The 19,284-nt window shown below is 71.1% G+C and carries 20 protein-coding genes; 5 read left to right on the top strand and 15 right to left on the bottom strand.

Features of this window, described 5'->3' with window-relative positions; genetic code table 11:
* Positions 1–34: 34 nt before the first annotated feature.
* Positions 35–430: an MAPEG family protein gene (locus tag D3272_RS06485; protein WP_129218328.1), complete on the bottom strand. Its 396-nt coding sequence runs from the start codon at positions 428–430 to the stop codon at positions 35–37.
* Between the two features lie 241 nt (positions 431–671).
* Between D3272_RS06485 and D3272_RS06480 the strand changes: the two genes are divergently transcribed.
* On the top strand, positions 672–3,956 hold the full coding sequence (locus D3272_RS06480; protein WP_129218327.1) for a transglutaminase family protein: 3,285 nt from the start codon (positions 672–674) through the stop codon (positions 3,954–3,956).
* A gap of 82 nt (positions 3,957–4,038) precedes the next feature.
* Here the strand turns inward: D3272_RS06480 and D3272_RS06475 are convergent, their stop codons facing one another.
* The 7 genes from D3272_RS06475 to ispH all read right to left on the bottom strand — a co-directional run bounded on the left by D3272_RS06475 (position 4,039) and on the right by ispH (position 10,415).
* Positions 4,039–4,677, bottom strand: coding sequence for a glutathione S-transferase family protein (locus D3272_RS06475; RefSeq protein ID WP_129218326.1), 639 nt, complete (start codon positions 4,675–4,677; stop codon positions 4,039–4,041).
* 70 nt (positions 4,678–4,747) lie between these two features.
* Positions 4,748–5,329 carry an exopolysaccharide biosynthesis protein gene (locus tag D3272_RS06470; protein WP_245496418.1) on the bottom strand — a complete coding sequence of 194 codons (582 nt, stop codon included), beginning with the start codon at positions 5,327–5,329 and terminating at the stop codon, positions 4,748–4,750.
* 161 nt (positions 5,330–5,490) lie between these two features.
* On the bottom strand, positions 5,491–6,171 hold the full coding sequence (locus D3272_RS06465; RefSeq protein WP_129218324.1) for an HAD family hydrolase: 681 nt from the start codon (positions 6,169–6,171) through the stop codon (positions 5,491–5,493).
* Between the two features lie 50 nt (positions 6,172–6,221).
* Positions 6,222–6,665: a ribonuclease HI gene (gene rnhA / locus D3272_RS06460; protein WP_129218323.1), complete on the bottom strand. Its 444-nt coding sequence runs from the start codon at positions 6,663–6,665 to the stop codon at positions 6,222–6,224.
* The gene (locus D3272_RS06455; protein ID WP_129218322.1) at positions 6,662–7,624 is read right to left on the bottom strand and encodes a homoserine kinase; all 963 of its coding nucleotides are present in this window, start codon (positions 7,622–7,624) and stop codon (positions 6,662–6,664) included. The genes rnhA and D3272_RS06455 overlap by 4 nt, the downstream gene beginning before the upstream one ends.
* A gap of 102 nt (positions 7,625–7,726) precedes the next feature.
* The gene (locus D3272_RS06450) at positions 7,727–9,199 is read right to left on the bottom strand and encodes a tetratricopeptide repeat protein (protein WP_165361252.1); all 1,473 of its coding nucleotides are present in this window, start codon (positions 9,197–9,199) and stop codon (positions 7,727–7,729) included.
* Between the two features lie 220 nt (positions 9,200–9,419).
* Positions 9,420–10,415 (bottom strand): 4-hydroxy-3-methylbut-2-enyl diphosphate reductase, encoded by a 996-nt coding sequence (ispH, locus tag D3272_RS06445; RefSeq protein WP_129218320.1) that lies wholly within the window; start codon positions 10,413–10,415, stop codon positions 9,420–9,422.
* Between the two features lie 240 nt (positions 10,416–10,655).
* Between ispH and D3272_RS06440 the strand changes: the two genes are divergently transcribed.
* Complete coding sequence (locus D3272_RS06440) at positions 10,656–12,128, top strand: MATE family efflux transporter (RefSeq protein WP_245496417.1); 1,473 nt, start codon at positions 10,656–10,658, stop codon at positions 12,126–12,128.
* Positions 12,129–12,220: 92 nt separating this feature from the next.
* Here the strand turns inward: D3272_RS06440 and D3272_RS06435 are convergent, their stop codons facing one another.
* Positions 12,221–12,556 carry a DUF1127 domain-containing protein gene (locus tag D3272_RS06435; protein WP_129218319.1) on the bottom strand — a complete coding sequence of 112 codons (336 nt, stop codon included), beginning with the start codon at positions 12,554–12,556 and terminating at the stop codon, positions 12,221–12,223.
* Between the two features lie 148 nt (positions 12,557–12,704).
* On the opposite strand from D3272_RS06435, the gene D3272_RS06430 reads away from it, so the two are divergent.
* Entirely contained in the window at positions 12,705–13,607 is a 903-nt protein-coding gene (locus D3272_RS06430) for a LysR substrate-binding domain-containing protein (RefSeq protein ID WP_129218318.1), read from the top strand.
* Here the strand turns inward: D3272_RS06430 and D3272_RS06425 are convergent.
* Both D3272_RS06425 and D3272_RS06420 read right to left on the bottom strand, forming a co-directional pair.
* Positions 13,600–13,758 (bottom strand): Flp family type IVb pilin, encoded by a 159-nt coding sequence (locus tag D3272_RS06425; protein ID WP_129218317.1) that lies wholly within the window; start codon positions 13,756–13,758, stop codon positions 13,600–13,602. The two genes, D3272_RS06430 and D3272_RS06425, sit on opposite strands and share 8 nt — an antisense overlap.
* Positions 13,759–14,110: 352 nt before the next feature.
* On the bottom strand, positions 14,111–14,347 hold the full coding sequence (locus D3272_RS06420; RefSeq protein WP_129218316.1) for a hypothetical protein: 237 nt from the start codon (positions 14,345–14,347) through the stop codon (positions 14,111–14,113).
* A 262-nt stretch (positions 14,348–14,609) separates the two neighbouring features.
* Between D3272_RS06420 and D3272_RS06415 the strand changes: the two genes are divergently transcribed.
* Entirely contained in the window at positions 14,610–16,004 is a 1,395-nt protein-coding gene (locus D3272_RS06415; protein ID WP_129218315.1) for a glutamate--cysteine ligase, read from the top strand.
* A gap of 158 nt (positions 16,005–16,162) precedes the next feature.
* Here the strand turns inward: D3272_RS06415 and D3272_RS27200 are convergent, their stop codons facing one another.
* Both D3272_RS27200 and D3272_RS06410 read right to left on the bottom strand, forming a co-directional pair.
* Complete coding sequence (locus tag D3272_RS27200) at positions 16,163–16,318, bottom strand: hypothetical protein (RefSeq protein WP_165361251.1); 156 nt, start codon at positions 16,316–16,318, stop codon at positions 16,163–16,165.
* 63 nt (positions 16,319–16,381) lie between these two features.
* Positions 16,382–16,684, bottom strand: a complete 303-nt coding sequence (locus D3272_RS06410) for a porin (protein ID WP_165361250.1) — start codon at positions 16,682–16,684, stop codon at positions 16,382–16,384.
* Between the two features lie 134 nt (positions 16,685–16,818).
* Here D3272_RS06410 and D3272_RS06405 point away from each other — a divergent pair, with 134 nt between their 5' ends.
* Positions 16,819–17,079, top strand: a complete 261-nt coding sequence (locus D3272_RS06405) for a PsiF family protein (protein ID WP_129218313.1) — start codon at positions 16,819–16,821, stop codon at positions 17,077–17,079.
* 73 nt (positions 17,080–17,152) lie between these two features.
* Here D3272_RS06405 and betC read toward each other — a convergent pair whose 3' ends face one another.
* Positions 17,153–18,691, bottom strand: a complete 1,539-nt coding sequence (gene betC / locus D3272_RS06400) for a choline-sulfatase (protein WP_129218312.1) — start codon at positions 18,689–18,691, stop codon at positions 17,153–17,155.
* A 133-nt stretch (positions 18,692–18,824) separates the two neighbouring features.
* The gene (locus D3272_RS06395) at positions 18,825–19,271 is read right to left on the bottom strand and encodes a CHRD domain-containing protein (RefSeq protein WP_207210143.1); all 447 of its coding nucleotides are present in this window, start codon (positions 19,269–19,271) and stop codon (positions 18,825–18,827) included.
* Positions 19,272–19,284: the final 13 nt, after the last annotated feature.

Genomic DNA, 19,284 nt, shown 5'->3' with positions numbered 1-19,284 from the left:
CGCGCCGCGCTCCGCGCGCGGGGCGGCCCCACCCTCACCCGTGCAGGTCGGCCACCACCAGCATGACGAGGCCGACCAGCGACACGAGCCACACCAGCGACCGGGCGTAGGGTACGCCGAAGGCGTAGAGCGGCAGGTACACGACCCGGCCCCAGAAGTAGAGCGTCACGCCCCATCCGGTGAGCCAGCCGTCGCGCCCGGCCAGGTGGGCGATCAGCACCGCCCCGATGAAGAGCGGCAGGGTTTCGAACAGGTTGGCCTGGGCGCGCTGCAGCCGACCCGTGTAGAGGCCGACCGGGGGGCCCGCCGTGTCGCGGGCGCTCGCATTGTAGGCGGTGCCGGTTTCCAGCGTCCGGAGCTGGGACGGCAGGCCGATGTAGACCAGCGCCAGCACCAGCGTCCAGGCGAGGTAGGTGAGTTCGGTGGTCATCGTCGAGGCTTCCGGGGCGTTGCTGTCGCCAGCCAAACCGTCGCCGGCCCGCTTTGGGTGCATGGCTCGGCCGCGCAGGCCGGGGGGCGGCGCCCCTGCCCGCCCGGGTTGAACAGCGCGCGTGACGAAGGCCCATAATTTCAGCACGCGCCGCGGTTGACGCAGAGGGGGTGCGGGCCGTAGGCCACGAAACAGGCCCAACGGCACATTCATCCCACGACAGACCTCGAAGGAGACCGCGATGCCGGTGCGCGCCGCGATCAACCACGTGACGGATTACCGCTACGACCGGCCCGTCTCGCTCGGTCCGCAGGTGGTCCGGCTGCGGCCCGCGCCTCACTGCAGGACCGAGATCCCCAGCTATGCCCTGACGGTCACGCCGGCCGACCATTTCATCAACTGGCAGCAGGACCCGCACGGCAACTGGCTCGCCCGGCTGGTCTTTCCCAACACGACCCAGCACCTGCGCATCGAGGTCGACCTGACCGCCGAGATGGCGGTGATCAACCCGTTCGACTTCTTCGTCGAGCCCGCCGCCGAAACCTTTCCCTTCGCCTACGACGCCGAGACGCGCGCGGAAGTCGCCGCCTACCTCGACGCCACCCCGCCCACGCCCCGGGTGCAGGCCTTCATCGACGCCATGGCGCGCGAGCCGAAGCGCTCGATCGACGTGCTGATCGACGTCAACCAGCGCTTGTCGCGCGAGATCTCCTACGTGATCCGCCTCGAGCCCGGCGTGCAGGAACCCGAGGACACGCTGACGCTGAAGTCCGGCTCCTGCCGCGACTCCGCCTGGCTGATGGTGCAGATCCTGCGCGGCCTCGGCCTCGCGGCGCGCTTCGTGTCGGGGTACCTGATCCAGCTCAAGGCCGATATCGACCCCGTCTCGGGCCCGCTCGGCACGCGTCACGATTTCACCGACCTCCACGCCTGGGCCGAGGTCTACCTGCCGGGCGCCGGCTGGATCGGTCTCGACGCCACCTCCGGCCTGCTCTGCGGCGAGGGCCACATCCCGCTCGCCGCGACGCCGCACTACCGCGCGGCCGCGCCGATCTCGGGCGCGCTCGACCCCTGCGAGATCACCTTCGACCACACCATGACGGTGACGCGGGTCGCCGAAGCGCCCCGCATCTCCCTGCCCTTCTCCGACGACGCCTGGACCGCGCTCGACGCGCTCGGCCGCCGCGTCGACGTCGACCTCAAGGCGCAGGACGTCCGCCTGACGACCGGCGGCGAACCCACCTTCATCTCCATCGACGACTTCGAAGCGCCGGAATGGAACGCCGAGGCGGTCGGCCCGACCAAGCGCGGCCTCGCCGACAGCCTGATCCGGCGCCTGCGGACGCGCTTCGCCCCGGGCGGCTTCCTGCATTACGGTCAGGGCAAGTGGTACCCTGGCGAGAGCCTGCCGCGCTGGGCCTTCTCGCTGTTCTGGCGCAAGGACGGCAAGCCGATCTGGCGTGACCCGGACCTCATCGCCAGCGAGACGGGCCCGCGCGCCGCCAGGATCGAGGATGCGCGCCGCCTCGCCCAGGCCCTGGCGCATCGCCTGGGCCTCGAACACGAATATGTCCAGGCCGCCTACGAGGACCCGGCGCATTGGCTGCTGCAGGAGGCCGGCCTGCCGCGCGAGATCGACGCGCTGCAGGCCCCGGTCGGCACCGTCGAGCAGCGCGCCCGCATCGCCCGCGTCTTCTCGCGCGGCCTCGGCACGCCCGCCGGTTACGTGATGCCGATCACCCGCTGGGGTCGGGACTGGGCCAGCGAGCTCTGGCAGACGCGGCGCCAACACATCTTCCTGACGCCGGGCGACTCCCCCGTCGGCTTCCGGCTGCCGCTCGACGCCCTCGACTACATCCCGCCGAGCCGCTTCCCCTATGCGGCCCCGCAGGACCCCACCGAACCCCGCGCTCCGCTGCCCGACCCGGACCAGCTCACCACCATCACGGCATCGCGCGCCGCCAAGCCGCTCTCCGTCCGGCCGGCCGACGGCAACCGCAACGACCCCGAGGTCCGCACCGCCCTCGCGGTCGAGCCGCGGGACGGCCAGCTCTGCGTGTTCATGCCGCCGGTGGACCGGCTCGAGGACTACCTCGAACTGCTCACCGCGCTCGAAGGCGCCGCCGCCGACCTCGGCCTCACCGTGCATATCGAGGGCTACGACCCGCCCTACGACCCGCGCCTCAATGTCATCAAGGTCACGCCCGATCCCGGCGTGATAGAGGTCAACGTCCAGCCGGCGGCGAATTGGGACCATGCCGTCGAGATCACGCGCGGCCTCTACGAGGATGCCCGCGCGGTGCGGCTCGGCGCCGACAAGTTCATGACCGACGGCCGCCACACCGGGACCGGGGGCGGCAACCACGTGGTGCTGGGCGGCGCCACGCCGAACGACTCGCCCTTCGTGCGCCGGCCGGACCTGCTCAAGAGCATCGTGCTCTACTGGCAGCGCCACCCCTGCCTGTCGATGCTCTTCTCCGGCATGTACATCGGCCCGACGAGCCAGGCGCCGCGCATCGACGAGGCCCGCCACGACGGTCTCTACGAGATGGAGATCGCGCTGAGCCAGGTCCCCGGGCCGGAAGAGCCGAACATCCGGCCGTGGATGGTGGACCGGCTGTTCCGCAATCTGCTCGTCGACGTCACCGGCAACACGCATCGCGCCGAGATCTGCATCGACAAGCTGTGGTCGCCCGACAGCGCCACGGGCCGCCTCGGCCTCGTCGAGTTCCGCGCCTTCGAGATGCCCCCGGATGCCCGGATGAGCCTCGCCCAGCAGCTGCTGGTCCGGGCGCTGATCGCCTGGTTCTGGCGCGAGCCGCTCGACGGGCCGCTGGTGCGCTGGGGCACCTCGCTCCACGACAGGTTCATGCTGCCGCACTTCGTGGAGCGCGACTTCGCCGAGGTGCTGCGCGACCTCGCCGGCGCCGGCTACGACTTCGACCCCACCTGGTTCGACGCGCAGCGCGAGTTCCGCTTTCCCCACTACGGGACGGTGGAGCGGGACGGCGTGACGCTGGAACTGCGCCAGGCGCTCGAGCCCTGGCACGTGCTCGGCGAGGAGGGCACGGCGGCCGGCACGGCCCGCTACGTGGATTCATCGGTGGAGCGCGTGCAGGTCAAGCTGTCGGGCGCCACGCACGGGCGCCATGCCGTGCTGTGCAATGGACGGTTCGTGCCGCTGGTGCCGACGGGCGTGGCGGGCGAATCCGTCGCCGGCGTGCGCTTCAAGGCCTGGCAGCCGTCCCGCTCCATGCAGCCCTTCGTGCCGGTGCAGGCCCCGCTCACCTTCGACGTCGTCGACCTGTGGTCGCGGCGGTCCATCGGCGGCTGCGTCTACGGCGTGTCGCATCCCGGCGGGCGCAGCTACGACACATTCCCGGTCAACGCCTTCGAGGCGGAGGCTCGGCGCCGCGCCCGTTTCAGCGGGCTCGGCCATACCAGCGGCACCCTGGTGCTGCCGGCCGAAGAGCGCCCGGGCGAGTTCCCCATGACACTGGACCTCCGCCGCCCCGCCCGGATCTGATCCCCGGGCGGACGGCGACGGTTTCTTTCTCAAGGTCCCTCCGCCGCTGCCGGCTCCGCCGAAGGCGGGCGGAGGGGCTGCGTCACGGCGTTTCGCCGTACACCTCGAGGGCGCGCTTGACGGAGGGGCGCGCCTTCATGCGGTCGCAATGCGCGGCAACGTTCGGCGGCAGCGCGACGCCCGTCTCAGGCGCCCAACGCTCGCAGTAGAACAGCGCGGAATCGGCGATCGAGAAGGCCTGCCCGCCCGCGTAGGGCCGTCCTTCGAGTTGCTGGTCCAGGATGGCGAAGCCGTCCTTGACCATGGCGAGCCCTTCCGCCTTGGTGCTGGACTGGCCGAGCCCGGCCTTGTGCAGAAGGTCCTTGGGCTCGAACTTCGTCGGCATGAACACCCGCCCGAAGGCCTGGCCGTGCAGGGTGCCGACGGCATAATCCATGATCTCCTGTGCCCGCACCCGGTCCTCGACCGCGGCCGGGATCAGGCCCTTGTCGGGGTAGGTCAGGGCCAGCCAGGACGCGATGGCGCCGTATTCGGTCAGCTTGGAGCCGTCGGGGCGGACCAGCACCGGGACCTTCATCTTGGCATTGATCGCCCGGAACGGCTCCCGCCGGTTCTCCTGGCCGAGCACGTCGACCTCCTCCAGCGTGAAGGGCTGGCCGACCTCCTCCAGGAGGACGTGGATGCCGATGGCACAGGTGTGTTTGCCCCAGTAGAGCTTCATGATCGTCCCTCGCGGCCGGCCCCGGAAGGGGACAGGCCATGCCGGGCAACGGGGACGACCGGTTCTGGGTTCAGAACAGCAGGTTGCGGATGCCGAGCACCACGCCGTAGATGAAACTGGCGCTGAGCACCACGCCGACGGCGCCCGCCACCATGCTGCTCAGCACCAGCACGCCGTCGCGCTCGATCTGCCCGAGCCCGAAGAGGCAGACGGCGAGCCCGTAGGGCAATTGCCCGACGAGCGGCGCCGCCAGCAGCATGCCGATCGACATGGTGAGCAGCAGCATGGCGCCGAGCAGCGATCCCGTGCGCCGGTCGAAGATGATGAGCCGCGGGCGCGACCAGCGCTCCAGCACGCTGACGATGGGCAGGGCCCGCTTCACGGCCCGCAGCACGTCGCGCCGCGCCACCGACCCGCGCAGCACGACGCCGGGGAACCAGGGTTCCGGCCGCCGCACCAGCATCTGCACGGCGAGCATGATGAGCAGCAGCGACGAGATCGTGGGGATCGGCGGCGGCATCGGCAGGCAGTTGGGCAGGCCGAGCAGGACGACGAGGATCGCGAATGATCTCTCGCTCAGAATAGCGAGGATGTCGCGGAAGCTGATACGCTCCTCAGGCTCGGCAGCGAGCAGAACGAGAACCTGGGACAACCGCATCTGAACCGTCGAGGCCTTTTTCTTCGGACCGCCGGACCACAGGTAATGCCCCGGCCCCCGAAAGGAAAGCGCGCCCGCGTGCGATGTGCCGCAAACCGCGCCGCCGAAGCTGGAAAACAGCGTCGCGGGCGTCGCGCCCGCCGCGTCGCGGTCCGTCAGGCCCCGGCCGGCGTCTCGTCGAGGCGCAGATGGCGATTGAGGAACCCGAGCAGCATGGGGTCGCGATAGTCCTCCACGAGCAGCGCCGCCCCGCGCCCCTTGAGGCCGCTCTCGTCCAGCGGCCCGGCGATCCCCACCACGGCCAATCCCGCCGCGACGGCCGAGGCCACGCCCGAGCCCGAATCCTCGAAGGCGACGGTCCGGTCGGGGTCGGCCCCGATGGCGGCCGCGGCCGTGCGGTAGGGTCCCGGGTGGGGCTTCGGGTCGGCGACCTCGTCCCCCGCCACCACGGCCTTGAAGCGGGAGCGGATCTTCAGCGCTTCGAGCACCAGTTCCGCGTTGGCGCGCGGCGCGTTGGTGACGACCGCATAGGGGATGGCGCGCCGGTCGGCCCAGTCGAGCAGCGCCATGAGGCCTTCGGCGGGCGAAACATCGGTGACGAGCGAGCGGTAATGCGCCTCCTTGTCGTCCATCAGGCCGGCATGGCGGCCCTGGGGAACGTGAGGCAGGAAACGCGCCGCGATGGCGTGGTTGGGATGGCCCATGATGAAGCGGCGATAGTCGGCCCAGCTCAGCTCGACGCCATGCGGCGCCAGGATGGTCTGGAAGGCCACGAAGTGGAGATGCTCGGTATCGACGAGCGTCCCATCCATGTCGAAGAGCAGGGCTGGCGTCATGGCGCGAGCCTACAGCGCCGCCGCGCCTTTGGCGAGGCGGCGGGGCGCGTTCAGCGGCGCAGGAAGGGCGCCATGCCGCGCCGGGCCAGTTCGTCGGCGCGCTCGTTCTCGGGATGGCCGGCATGGCCCTTGACCCAGTGCCAACGGATGGTGTGACGGGCGGCGGCGGCGTCGAGCTGCTGCCAGAGCTCGATGTTTTTCACGGGTTTCCTGTCGGCGGTGCGCCAGCCGTTGCGCTTCCAGCCCGCCATCCACCCCGTGATGCCGCCGCGCACGTATTGCGAATCGGTGTGGATGTCGACGTCGCTGGGCTCGTCGAGCGTCCGCAGCGCCGAGATGGCCGCCGTCAGCTCCATGCGGTTGTTGGTGGTGGCGGCCTCTCCGCCGTTGAGTTCGCGGTCGGCGCCGGCGAGGCGCAGGATCGCGCCCCAGCCACCGGGGCCGGGATTCCCCGAGCAGGCGCCGTCGGTCCAGATCGTGATGGTTTCGGTCATGACAGGCCGTATGCGGCGGCGGAGCTTACCGTTCGGTGAAAGCGCAGCTTGGCGAGGTACTCGAGCGGGTCCTTGGGCTTCACCAGGGCGCCGGGCGGGACGTTCAGCCAATCCACCAGGCGGGTCAGCATGAAGCGCAGGGCGGCGCCGCGCGCCAGCACCGGCAGGGCCCGGACCTCCTCGGGCGCCAGCGGCCGCATCGCCCGGTAGCCGTCCAGCATGGCCCGGCCGCGGGCGGGGTCGAAGCCGCCGTCCGGCGCGAAGCACCAGGCGTTGAGGCAGACGGCGAGGTCGTAGGCCAGGGCGTCGGTGCAGGCGAAGTAGAAGTCGATCAGGCCCGACAGGCGCTCGCCGAGGAAGAAGACGTTGTCGGGGAACAGGTCGGCGTGGATCACGCCCTGCGGCAGGCCCCGCGGCCAGCGCTCGGCGAGCCAGGCCAGTTCCTCGACCACCAGGGCCGACAGCCCCGGCGCCACGCCGTCGGCGCGCGGTCCCGCCGCCGCGAAGAGGCCGGGCCAGCTCTCCACCGACAGGCTGTTGGGCCGCCGCATGCCGAAGTCGGCACCCGCGAGGTGCAGCTGCGCCAGGGCGCCGCCCAGGGCGCCGCAATGGTCGACGCCCGGCTGTTTGATCCACACGCCGTCGAGGAACGTCACCATGGCGGCGGGCCGCCCGACGAGGGTGCCGAGCGCCTGGCCCTCGCGGTCCCGCACGGGCCTCGGGCAGTTCAGGCCGCGCGTGGCCAGATGGTCCATGAGCTCGATGAAGAACGGCAGGTCGGCGACGGCGACCCGCTTCTCGTAGAGCGTCAGGATGAAGTTGCCGCCCTCGGTGTGGACGAAATAGTTCGAGTTCTCGACGCCTTCCGCGATTCCCTTGCAGGACAGCAGGCTCCCGACGTCGTAGCGGCCGAGGAAGGCCGAAAGGTCGGCGTCGGAAACGTCGGTGTAGACGGCCATCGAAAGATCCGGGCGAGGACGGGAGGTCCCCGGCGCGCTGCGCCGCCGCGGGGGTGCGGCCGTGTTACCGGCGCGCCACCGGGAGGTCAAACGGGCGGGAGCTCAGGGCGCCGGGCGGTACCCGCTCGCCGCTGGCGGCGGCGCTGATCGTCCGGCCTCGCGTGCGGACCGCGCCCTGTCGCGGATGCGGGCCGCACCGCGGTCATCCGGCGACAGGCGCAGCAAGGCCTCGGCATCGGCGATCGCCGCCGTGTAGCGGTGGGCCTTCTCGTGCTCCAGCGCGCGGTCGAAGAGCGCCATGCGGTCATCGGGATCGATGGCCAAGGCCGCGTCGTAATCCGCCATCGCGCCCGCATGGTCGCCGAGCGCCAACCGCGCATTGGCCCGCGCCGTGTGGGCGCCACCGTCCCGGGGCGTCAGTCTCAGCACCTCGTCGTCGCACAGGATCGCCATGCTGTCGAAGCGCCCGGCCCGGTACGCGACGGCGAGGTTGAACCAGGCGATCGCGAAATCAGGCTTCAGCGTCACGGCACGCTTCAAGTCGGCGATGGCGGCCGCGACGTCGCCGTGTTGCTCGAACAGGAGCCCGCGGTCGCTGAGCGCGTCGACATTGCCGGGGTGGAGCTTCAGTGCCGCATCGAAATCGGCCTTGGCGTCGTCGAAGGCCTTCAGCCGACCGAAGACGATCCCACGGTCGACGAGGGCCTCGCTGTCGTCGGGATCCAGGCGGATCAGCGCCGTGTCGGCGAGGACGATGCCGGCGACGTCGCTCTCGCGGGAGAACAGGTCGCGCCGGTGATGCCAGAAGTCCCGCGAGTCCTCCCCGAGGCGCGCTGCCTCGGCATAGTCGGATGAGGCCATCCGGACCTCGCCCCGGGCGGCGTGGACGAAGCCGCGCGTGTGCCAGGCGAAGCCTTGCGCGGCTGCCAGCCGCACCGCCTGTTCGGCATCCGGCAGGGCGGCATCGCCCCGCCCCATCTCAGCCAGCAGCAAGGCCCGGGCACTCCAGCTCCTGGCGTCCTTCGGGTCTATGGCGATGGCTGCCGTGACGGAGGCCAGGGCCTCGCCCTTGCGGCCGAGCAGCAGATAGGCCTGCCCCTGACGCTTGCGACGCCAAGCTGAGCCGGGGTCGAGCCGCACGGATTCGTCGATGTCGGCCAGGGCAGCCGCCAGGTCGCCCGCCGCCGCCCGGAGATCCGCCCTGACCTCGTAGAACCACGGCTCCATCGGGGCCAGCCGGAGCGCGACGTCGGCCTCGACCAGGGCTTCATCGGACCGCCCGAGGGCGGCCAACCGCTGCGCACGCTCGCCATGGCCAAGCGCCTCGCCCGGTGCCAGCGCGACGGCCTGGGTGAGATCCGCGAGGGCCTCCTCGTCTCGGCCTGCAGCGTGAAGCGCCAAGGCACGCTCGCGCCAAAGCCGGGCTGTCTTGGGCGCGAGACGGATCGCCTGGCTGAAATCCTCGACCGCCCCGGTGACGTCGCCCTGCTGGCGGCGCAACCGCGCGCGCTGCGCGTAGCCGTCGGCCCCGTCCGGCGCGAGCGCGCCGACTTCGGCCACCCCGGCGGCAGGCACGGCTGCGCGGTCCGCAGCCGCCGGCGATGCGAGGGCCAGTGCCGACATGCAGGCCGCGGCGAAACAGGCTGCGGCGGGAACCGGCGTCTGGCGCATCGCGGACGGCATTCCGGTCCCCAAAACATCGCGGGCGGCCCCGGTGGGACCGCCCGCAATGCTACCTCGGGACCTCGATGGCGATCAATGGACTTCATCCAAGGATTGCAGTCTCACCCGCCGATCAATGCGCGACGGAGGCCACCATGGGTTCCTGGATGGCGCGCAGCTCGCGCGGCAGCGGGAAGAACATGGTTTCGGTGACGGTCGCGACCGTCTCGACCTCGATCGTGTAGCGCTCCGCGAAGGCATCGATGATCTCCTCGACCAGCACCTCCGGCGCCGAAGCGCCGGCCGTGATGCCGATGGTGCGGATGTCGCCGAGCGGCGCCCAGTCGATGTCGGAGGCGCGGAGCACGAGCTGGCTGTTCTTGCAGCCGGCCCGCTCGGAGACTTCCTTGAGGCGCTGCGAGTTGGACGAATTGGCCGAGCCCACCACCAGCATGGCGTCGACGGAATGCGCGATCTGCTTCACGGCCTCCTGGCGGTTGGTGGTGGCGTAGCAGATGTCTTCCTTGTGGGGGCTGACGATGTCGGGGAAGCGGGCCTTCAACGTCTCGACGATGCCCTGCGTGTCGTCGACCGACAGGGTCGTCTGCGTCACGAAGGCGAGCTTCTTCGCCAGGAATTCCGGCGAGGCCTCGTCGGCCAAGCGGTGCACGTCGGCGATGTTCTCGACGAGGATCACGGCGCCGTCCGGCAGCTGTCCGAGCGTGCCCACCACTTCCGGATGGCCGGCATGGCCCACCAGGATGATGGTATGGCCGCGGCGGTAGTGCAGCTCGGCCTCGCGGTGGACCTTGGTCACCAGCGGACAGGTGGCGTCGATGGCGAAGAACTTGCGCGAGCTGGCTTCGAGCGGCACGGCCTTCGGCACGCCATGGGCCGAGAAGATGACGGGTGCGTCGGTCGGGGGAATCTCGTCGAGTTCCTCGACGAAGATCGCGCCCTTCTTCTTCAAGGATTCGACCACGTATTTGTTGTGCACGATCTCGTGGCGCACGTAGACCGGCGGACCGTAGATCGACAGGGCCTGCTCCACGGCGTCGATGGCGCGGATGACGCCGGCGCAGAACCCCCGGGGAGCGCAGAGCAGGACTTGCAGCGGCGGTTTGGTCATCGATCTCTTCCGGGCGACATCTGACCGGGTTTCTGCGGGAACGACGGGCGAGGGTCAAGCCGACGCTCGATCGCAACCACGACTTTCCAGCCTGCCCGGCATATAGGCGTGCGGGTCGGGCGGAAGAAGGGCGGGGAACGCCCTTGGCGAGCGGACGGGGTTTCGCGCTACAGGGAGCGGGCGTCGGCGCCGGGTCGGCGCGACACCACCGGCGAGCGCTCCTCCCATGACGTCTTCACCGTGACGCGCGGCATCGACGCGCCGCCGGCCGCCGGCCGCGATCCCCTGCCCGGTTCCGCCGCGACGCCGCGCGCCGCCGGGAAGGCCGCCCAGCAGGCCAAGGCGCGCTTCACCAGCGGGTCGATCCTGCGCCACGTGCTCGTCATGACGCTCACCGGCACCGTCGGCACCCTGTCGATCTTCGCCGTGGACCTCCTGTCGCTCATCTACGTGTCGCGGCTCGGCTCCACGGAGCTCAAGGCCTCGGCGGGTTTCGCCACGCAGGTGCTGGTCTATCCCGTGGCGGTCGACATCGGCATCACCATCGCGGTGACGGCGGCGGTGTCGCGCGCGCTCGGGTCCGGCCATCGGGCGCGGGCGCGACGCATCGCCGCCTCCGGCCTGCTCATCGCCGGCGTGATCGGCGCCGCCGTGGCGGTGGCGGCGCTGCTGGGAGCCGCCCCGTCGCTGGCGATGTTCGGGGCGCGGGGCGAAGCGCGGGACGTGGCGGAGCGGTTCCTGCTCATCGCCCTGCCCGGCAACGTGCCGCTCGCCCTCGGCATGGCGCTGTCGGGCGTGCTGCGGGCCGTGGGCGACGCCCGGCGCGCCATGATGGTGACGTTGGCGGGCGGGCTGGTGGTGGCGGTGCTCGACCCGCTGCTGATCTTCGGGCTCCACCTCGGCATCTACGGCGCCGCGATCTCGACGTTGGCGTCGCGCTTCGTGCTGCTCGGGGTGGGGCTCCACGGCGTCGGGCGGGTGCATGGGCTGCTGCAATGGCCGCGGCTTCGCACGCTCGGGCTCGACGCCAGGATCCTCGCTGCCGTCGCGGTCCCCGCCGTGGCCGCCAACCTCGCCACGCCCTTCGGCAACGGCTACGCGCTGCACGTCTACGCGGGCTACGGCGACGCCGCCGTCGCGGCGGCCGCCATCATCGACCGCACCGTCTACGTGGGCTTCGCCGTGATCTTCGCCCTCACGGGCGCGATCGGCCCCATCCTGGGGCAGAACCTCGGCGCCGGGCTCCACGCCCGCGTGTCGGAAACCCTGACGCGCTGCTTCGTCGTCACTCTGGCCTACGCGCTCGCCGTGTGGCTCGTGCTGGCCCTCGCCTGGCCCGGCATAGCCGCGCTGTTCCGCGCCTCGCCCGAGACGGCCGCCTACCTCGGCTTCTTCTGCCGCTGGGGCGTCTCGGCATGGCTGTTCATCGGCATGCTGTTCGTGGCCAATGCGGCCTTCAACAACCTCGGCTTCCCGCTGCTGTCGATGCTGTTCAACTGGGGACGGGCGACGCTCGGGACGCTGCCCTGCGTGGCCTTCGGCGCGCATGTCGGCGGCGTGGAGGGCGGCATGGTGGGCATGGCGGTCGGCGCGGCCGTCTTCGGTGTCGGAGCCGTCGTCACCGCCTACGGCGTGGTGGGACGGATGGCGCGGACCACGGCCGCACACACGCGCCGGGACCCCGGGCCGGCAGCCCTGCGCGAGGGGACCTGAGGCCGAAACCGCAGGAGGGCCCGGCACCCATCGCGAAAACGCCGGTGCCGAGCCCCATTCATCATTTCTTCATATATCGACAGGCGGGTTGGTCAGGCGACCCGCTTGGGGAAGGAGCGGACCACGCCGGTCGGGGTCTCGCCGCCCCAGGCCTGGGCTTCCTGGGCCAGGGCGCGCTGATGCTGGCGGAGTTCGCGGGCCCGCTCGGCCAGGACCAGCGTGGCATCCGTGCCGGCCGGCTCCACCATGGCGGCCTCGACGTCGAAGCGCGTCAGCCCGATGTCGCGCAGCATGTGGTCGTCGAGCGACGCCAGGCTGTGCACCACGCGGCGGCGCTCGCCGGCCGTCCGGATCATCGTGCCGAAGCGCAGGACGGCCGCCACGACCGTGGAGACGGGGTTGGAGGCAGCGGAGTTGGGGGCGCGCATAGTCTTGTTTCCTTGTTGGGTGACACCGTCTTAGCGCATCTCGCCGAATCAGAAAAACGAATGTTCTTGATGTCTGCCATCTCAATCTGTCATAGGTCGACGATGGTCCGGCGCGGGCGGGCGGCGGGCCGAATGACGGACGGACACCATGGCGGCCCTCCTCGATATCGACCAGCTGCGCAGCTTCATCGCCATCGCCGACACCGGCACCTTCACGCGGGCGGCGGAGTCGATCCACAAGACGCAGTCCGCCGTCTCGATGCAGATCAAGAAGCTCGAGGAGACGGTTGGCCGCCCCCTGTTCGAGCGCGACGGCCGCGCGTCGCGCCTGACCGACGAGGGGGAGCGGCTGCTCGATTACGCCCGCCGCATCGTTCGTCTCTCCAACGAGGCCCTGGCGAGCTTCGCCGAGACGGAACTGGCCGGGCGGGTGCGCCTCGGCCTCCCGGACGACTATGCCGAGCGCTACCTGCCGGAGATCCTGGCGCGGTTCTCGCAGTCCAATCCCCGGGTCGAGGTCACGGTCGTGTGCGAGCCGACCCCCATGCTCATGGAGCGGATCGAGCATGCCGACCTCGATCTCGCCATCATCACCCACGTCTCGTCCCGCGGGTCGGCCTCGGTGATCCGGCGCGAGCGCCTGCTCTGGGTGACGTCGGCGCGCCACGCCGTTCACGAGCAGACGCCCTTGCCGCTCGCGTTGGGCCGGACCTTCTGCACCTGGCGCCAGGCCGCGACTGCGGCGCTCGACGGCCGGACCAAACCCTACCGGGTGCTCTATTCGTCCTGGAATTCGACGGCCGTCGGGGCGGCCGTGCTCGCCGGCCTGGCGGTCTCGGTGCTGCCCGAAAGCGCACTGCGGTCCGGCATGCGGGTGCTGGGACCGGCGGACGACTTCCCCACCCTGCCCTCCTGCAAGATCGCCCTGGTGCGCAACCGCGCCGACCCGTCCCCGCTCTGCGACGCCCTCGCCGGGCACATCGTGTCGAGCCTCGACAACCTTTCGGCCGCCGGCGACAAGGGCGGCCCGTCCGAGGCGGCGGTCAGCTGAGGCCGGCGGCCACGGGGACGAAGAAGCGGCTCTGCAACTTCGTTCCGATGCTGGTGGCGCCCACCACCACGGCGATGGAGACCACGCCGGCGATCAAGCAATATTCGATCGCGGTGGCGCCGCGCCGGTTCAGCCAAAAGCGGATCAACACGGGCGCGGTCCCCCTCGATGAAGACCGCAGGATGACGATAGACCCTTAACGATTCGGCCCTATGGGCGGCGGGAACCGCGGCAAGCCACCGATATCCTCACCCAGCCGGGAAATCGTGATCGGCTGCAACCGGCATCACGCGATGGCGCCGACCCCGTCCCGAGCCCAGGCGCCGTGCCCAGCGCCACATTCGGGCGCCACATCCGTGTGCGACTCCCATGCCCCCGTCCCGCGCCAGCGCGGGGCGGAGGCAGCAGTTTCGGCGGCGACCCGCCGAGATCGTCGGCTCCGCCCGCAGCATCCCCGGGGCGATCACCTGGGGCGGCAGCGGCGGGACGAGGCCGCCGTCGACTCACATGGTCTTCTTCTTGTGAGTCGACGCCTTGTGCGACGTCTTCTTGGACATCTTCATGCTCTTCATCGGCTTCATCGGCTTCGTCGCGGGCGCATCGGCGGCCGGAGCGGCCGTATCGCCGGCGGCAGGGGCAGCGGCGTCGGGAGCGGCCGGGGCGGTCTGGGCGACGGCGACGCCGAAGCCGAGCACGGAGGCGGCGCAGGCCAGGGCGATGGTCTTCTTGAGCGAATTCATGATGTCTCCCTTTCTTCGTCGACCGGACCCGGCGCGCATGGTGCCGGGCATGGCTCGACTGGCATGAAACGCATCGGACTCAGGTTAGTTTCCCGTAAGTTCCGACGCCGGGGCGATTCCGTCCCCAGGCTGCGGGCGATTCCGCCGCCGTGATGCAAAAGCAGCACGTTGCCAGTTCGATCGCTCTTGCCTAACTGATGGCACGGCCGCACGGCCATTCCAGCCGCCCCCGGCGGGGCGGTCCCAGGCGTGAAAGCACTGCATGGCCCGCGACACCACCGACACGACGCCGATCGAGACGCGGGACGATCTCGTCGGCTGGTTCGAGGCCGGCTGCAAGCCTGGCCAGGCCATCGGCATCGAGAACGAGAAGCTGCCGTTCTACCGCGACACGCTGAGCCCCGTCCCCTACGAGGGCGACCCGGCGGGCGGGCGCGGCGGCATCAGGGCCCTGCTCGACGGCCTGGCTGAGCTGCAGGGATGGGAGCGGATCGTCGAGGAAGGCTGTCCGATCGGCCTCGCCGACGATGCCGGGACGGGCGGGGCGATCTCGCTCGAACCCGGCGGGCAGTTCGAGCTTTCGGGCGCCCCGCTGACCTCGTTGCACGAATCCCGCGACGAGCTCGCGTCCCACCTCGGCGCCCTGAAGGCCGTCGCCGAGCCGCTCGGCATCGGCTTCCTGGCGCTGGGCTCGAGCCCGAAATGGAGCCTGTCCGACACGCCCATGATGCCCAAGGGGCGCTATCGCATCATGGCGGGCTACATGCCGAAGGTGGGGTCGCGCGGCCTCGACATGATGTTCCGGACCTCGACGGTCCAGGCCAACCTCGACTTCGCCAGCGAGGCCGACATGGTGCGCAAGCTGCGCGTGTCGCTCGCCCTGCAGCCGGTCGCGACGGCGCTCTTCGCCAATTCGCCCTTCAAGGACGGCCGTCCCAGCGGCTTCCTGTCCGAGCGGGCCCACATCTGGCTCGACACCGATGTGGCCCGCTCGGGCATGATGCCCTTCGCCTTCGAATCCGGCATGGGCTTCGAGCGCTACGTCGATTACGCGCTCGACGTGCCGCTGTATTTCGTCAAGCGGGGCGAGCGCTACCACGACGTCAGCGGCGCGAGCTTCAGGGACCTGCTCGACGGGCGCCTCGCCGCCCTGCCCGGCGAGCGCGCCACGCTGTCGGACTGGGCCAACCACCTGTCGACCATCTTCCCCGAGGTCCGCCTCAAGCGCTACCTCGAGATGCGGGGCGAGGACGTCGGCTCGGCCGACATGATCGTGGCGCTCGGCGCCCTGTTCGGTGGCCTGCTCTACGATCCGGTGGCGCTCGACGCCGCCGCCGACCTCGCCGCGCCCTGGTCGGGCGCCGACCAGGCGGGGGTTCGCCAGGCGATGCGGGACGCCGTGCCGACCCAGGGCTTCCGCACCGTCGTGGCGGGCCGCAGCTTCCGCGACATCGCGCGCGACATGCTCGCCATCGCGCGGGGCGGCCTCGCGCGGCGCGCGCGGCGCGACGCCGCCGGACAGGACGAGACCGTCTACCTCGCGCCGCTCGAAGCGCTGGTCGACCGGGGGCAGACCCGGGCCGACCTGTTGCTGGAGCGCTTCCACGGCGACTGGAACGGCAGCGTCGACCCGGCCTTCCGCGACTGCGCCTACTGAGGCGAGGCGCCGTCTCGGGCAGGACCGGCTCGCTCGGAACCGCTTTCGCGCTTCCGGGCAACCCGTTGCAAGATCTCACGTTCGAGCGATACCGCGGACCGTGCCGGCGTTCGAGAACCCTCGCGCGGGCTCTCCTTGCGACGGGGCCCGTCCCCGTCCTATCGGTTGCTCGGCAGCGCTCCGGACGGGCAGGTGCCGGGCGGCTTGGTGCCGAAGGGGTTGGCGATGAAGTAATCGGCGCACTTGTCGCAGCCGCTCAACGCCGCAGCGACGATGAGCAGCGCCAACACGCGGCAGGCTTGACGGTGGAGCATCGCGTTTCCCTGTTTCGGCGGGGCACTTTCGGCGACGAGCGTTAACAGCCCGTCGACGCCCTGTCAGCGGTCGGCAGCGCCGCCGCCCTGCTTCATGAACTCGACCCGCACGCTGCCGCCCAGCTTCACGCAGGTGTCTGATCCCGGCAGCCGCACGAAGCCGTCGCCCATCTCGGGGCAGGCCCGCACCGGCGGGGCGGGCTCGGCCTTGGGCCGGGGGCGGGCCGACGCCAGGTCGGAGCCCGCTACCAGGTCGGGCCCCGCCGCCAGGAGGAGGACGAGAGCAGCGGCGCCGCGCCGCGACCGCCCGGCCAGGCGCGGGCGGGAGTGCCGCTCACCGCTGTGGCCGGCGCGCCACGTTCGCATCACAATCCACAGCCGGACATGCGCCGGTTGCAACGCGTGGCTTGTGGGGGACATGCACCACCCTACCCTTCCGGTGACGCCGCTCGGCGATTCGAGGTCGGCGCCGGATCGACGAAACCACGGATGGACAGGTCATGACCAGCAGACTCCCGCTCCTCGCCGTCTTGGCGATCGCCCTCGCGTCCGGCGGCGCCTTCGCCCAGACGGCCGCCGCGCCGTCGGCGCCCGCCCCCGCCGCCCCGATGAGCGCCGCCCCGATGGCCCCCATGGCCAAGAAGGCGCCGAAGCCCCGCACGGCCCAGTCGCTCGAATGCTCGAAGAAGGCCGATGCCGCCAACGTGCACGGCAAGCCGCGTTCGGCCTTCATGCGCAAGTGCAAGTCCGGCAAGGCCTGACGCGGCACGCGGGCTCCGCGGGGCGCGGCCGGACCGGAAGCGCGGGCAGCCCGCTGCCGGCCGGACGGCCGCTTCAGGGGTCCGTGCCTCCGGTGCCGGCCGCCACGCGCGGGAAACGCGCCATGGCCTCGAGGTCGTCGAGATCCATCGTGTTGCGCATGTACTGCCGGGTGGCGTCGCGGAACGGCTGGTAGTCCCAGGGCTTGGTCGAGCCGGTCATCAGCGCGGCGTCGACGAGCCGGCGCCGGCGCTGGCTTTCGCGCACCGCGCCGTCGAGGGCCGACAGGTCCCAGCGGGCCGCCACTTCGGCGCGAAAAGCCGCGACGCGGTCGGCCTGGTCGGGCGCGGCGGCGAGGTTGGTCAGTTCCTCGGGGTCCGCATCGAGGTCGTAGAGCTGGTCCGGATCGGCCGGGCTGTGCACGAACTTCCAGCGGTCGCGCCGCACCATGACGAGCGGCGCCACCGCGCCCTCGGCCAGATATTCGCCCAGGACCTCGTCGTGGCCGCCCTGCCCGGCGAGGTGCGGCAGCAGGCTGCGCCCATCGACGGGGCTGGCGAGCCGGGCGACGTCGCCGCCGGCGAGTTCGACCAAGGTCGGCAACACGTCGACCAGCGACACGGCGGCGGCGCTGCGGCCGGCGGGGAAGCGCCCCGGCACCGAGACGACCAGCGGCACCCGGCAGGCGCCCTCGAAGAAGCTCATCTTGTACCAGAGGCCGCGCTCGCCCAGCATCTCGCCGTGGTCCCCGAGGAACAGCACCGCGGTGTCGTCGAGGCCGGTGGCGTCGAGCGCGTCCAGCAGGCGGCCGAGCTGCGCGTCGCAGAAGGAGATGGCGCCGTAATAGGCGTGCCGGGCGTCGCGGACCTGCGCGTCCGACACCGGCTGGGCATCCATGGCGCAGACGTGCCGGATGCGGGCGGAATGCGGGTCGAGCGGGACGTCGCCGAGGCCGACCCGCGGCATGTCGATCGCCGTCTCGGGGTAGAGGTCCCAGAAGGGCCGCGTGATGGCGAAGGGGTCGTGGGGGTGGGTGAGGGACGCCACCATGAGGAACGGGCGGCGGTCCTTGCCGCGGACGTGGTCGTAGATCGCCCGCTCGGCCGCGAAGGCGACCTCCTCATCGAAGTCCATCTGGTTGGTGCGGATGCACAGGCCGGCCTCCGTCACGGAGGACATGTTGTGGTACCAGCTCGGACGCTCGTCCGGCCTGTCCCAATCGGGCGTCCAGCCGTAGTCGGCCGGATAGATGTCGGTGGTGAGCCGCTCCTCGAAGCCGTGCAGCTGGTCCGGTCCGCAAAAGTGCATCTTGCCCGACAGGACCGTGCGATAGCCGAGCCGCCTCAGGTAATGCGCGAAGGTCGGGATGTCGGCCCGGAACTCGGCCGCGTTGTCGTAGCCGCCGGTGCGCGACGGCAAGGCCCCGGTCATGAAGGCGGTGCGCGAGGGCGAGCAGAGCGGGCTGTTGCAATAGGCGCGCTCGAAGACCGTGCCCCGGGCCGCCAGCCGCTGGAGGTTCGGCGCCCGGACCAGCGGATGGCCGTGGATGGGCAGGAAGCGCGGCGCCAGCTGATCCACCATCACGATCAGGATATTGGGCTGTCGGTCTGTCATGGGTCCCGTCGAAGGCTGCCCGGCGAGTTGACCAGCCGGCGCGGGCCCCGGCTCGGCGGGACCCGGTCGATTCTGATCCGGAGGCGACCCTCGGCCCCGCCGAGGGCCGGGTGCGCCGCGCGGGCGGCCCCCGTCACATCCCCTTCAGCACCTGGCCCCGCATCTCGCCGCCCTTGTTGGCGGCCGTGTGGATGTTGAAGTACATGTCGCCGTCGGTCAGCGCTTTCGCCTGCGCGTCGGTCAGCGTCGCCTCGCCCTTGATGGGGCTGGCGAGTTCGCCCTTGATCGGCACCATCACGCCGGCGTTGGTGCCGACCGGGGCCGGGCCGTGGAAATGGGCCGCCGAAGCCGGGCCGGTCAGGTCCGCATAGGTCACGTCGTAGCTCAGCACCTTGGTGACGGTGTCGAAGGTGGCGGCGAGCTGGCCGGTGGCCTTGCTGTCCTTGACCGGCGGCACTTCGCTGGCCGGCATGATCATGGCCTTGTAGTGGACCGTCTCGGCGTCGGCCGGCGCGGCGGCCAGGCACAGGACGATGGAACTCGCGAAAGCCATCCCGGCCAGGAACATCGTGGAACGCATTGTCGTCCTCCCT

It is taken from the genome of Lichenibacterium ramalinae (genome assembly GCF_004137085.1).
Taxonomy (GTDB): Bacteria; Pseudomonadota; Alphaproteobacteria; order Rhizobiales; family Beijerinckiaceae; genus Lichenihabitans; species Lichenihabitans ramalinae.
The sequence above is the reverse complement of the archived record's forward strand: the minus strand, read 5'-3'. Positions and strand labels throughout refer to the sequence as shown.

Coding starts and splice junctions, on each gene's coding strand:
- D3272_RS06485 (WP_129218328.1), bottom strand. CDS start 430: ATGACCACCGAACTCACCTACCTCGCCTGGACGCTGGTGCTGGCGCTG.
- D3272_RS06480 (WP_129218327.1), top strand. CDS start 672: ATGCCGGTGCGCGCCGCGATCAACCACGTGACGGATTACCGCTACGAC.
- D3272_RS06475 (WP_129218326.1), bottom strand. CDS start 4,677: ATGAAGCTCTACTGGGGCAAACACACCTGTGCCATCGGCATCCACGTC.
- D3272_RS06465 (WP_129218324.1), bottom strand. CDS start 6,171: ATGACGCCAGCCCTGCTCTTCGACATGGATGGGACGCTCGTCGATACC.
- rnhA (WP_129218323.1), bottom strand. CDS start 6,665: ATGACCGAAACCATCACGATCTGGACCGACGGCGCCTGCTCGGGGAAT.
- D3272_RS06455 (WP_129218322.1), bottom strand. CDS start 7,624: ATGGCCGTCTACACCGACGTTTCCGACGCCGACCTTTCGGCCTTCCTC.
- ispH (WP_129218320.1), bottom strand. CDS start 10,415: ATGACCAAACCGCCGCTGCAAGTCCTGCTCTGCGCTCCCCGGGGGTTC.
- D3272_RS06435 (WP_129218319.1), bottom strand. CDS start 12,556: ATGCGCGCCCCCAACTCCGCTGCCTCCAACCCCGTCTCCACGGTCGTG.
- D3272_RS06430 (WP_129218318.1), top strand. CDS start 12,705: ATGGCGGCCCTCCTCGATATCGACCAGCTGCGCAGCTTCATCGCCATC.
- D3272_RS06420 (WP_129218316.1), bottom strand. CDS start 14,347: ATGAATTCGCTCAAGAAGACCATCGCCCTGGCCTGCGCCGCCTCCGTG.
- D3272_RS06415 (WP_129218315.1), top strand. CDS start 14,610: ATGGCCCGCGACACCACCGACACGACGCCGATCGAGACGCGGGACGAT.
- D3272_RS27200 (WP_165361251.1), bottom strand. CDS start 16,318: ATGCTCCACCGTCAAGCCTGCCGCGTGTTGGCGCTGCTCATCGTCGCT.
- D3272_RS06410 (WP_165361250.1), bottom strand. CDS start 16,684: ATGCGAACGTGGCGCGCCGGCCACAGCGGTGAGCGGCACTCCCGCCCG.
- D3272_RS06405 (WP_129218313.1), top strand. CDS start 16,819: ATGACCAGCAGACTCCCGCTCCTCGCCGTCTTGGCGATCGCCCTCGCG.
- betC (WP_129218312.1), bottom strand. CDS start 18,691: ATGACAGACCGACAGCCCAATATCCTGATCGTGATGGTGGATCAGCTG.
- D3272_RS06395 (WP_207210143.1), bottom strand. CDS start 19,271: ATGCGTTCCACGATGTTCCTGGCCGGGATGGCTTTCGCGAGTTCCATC.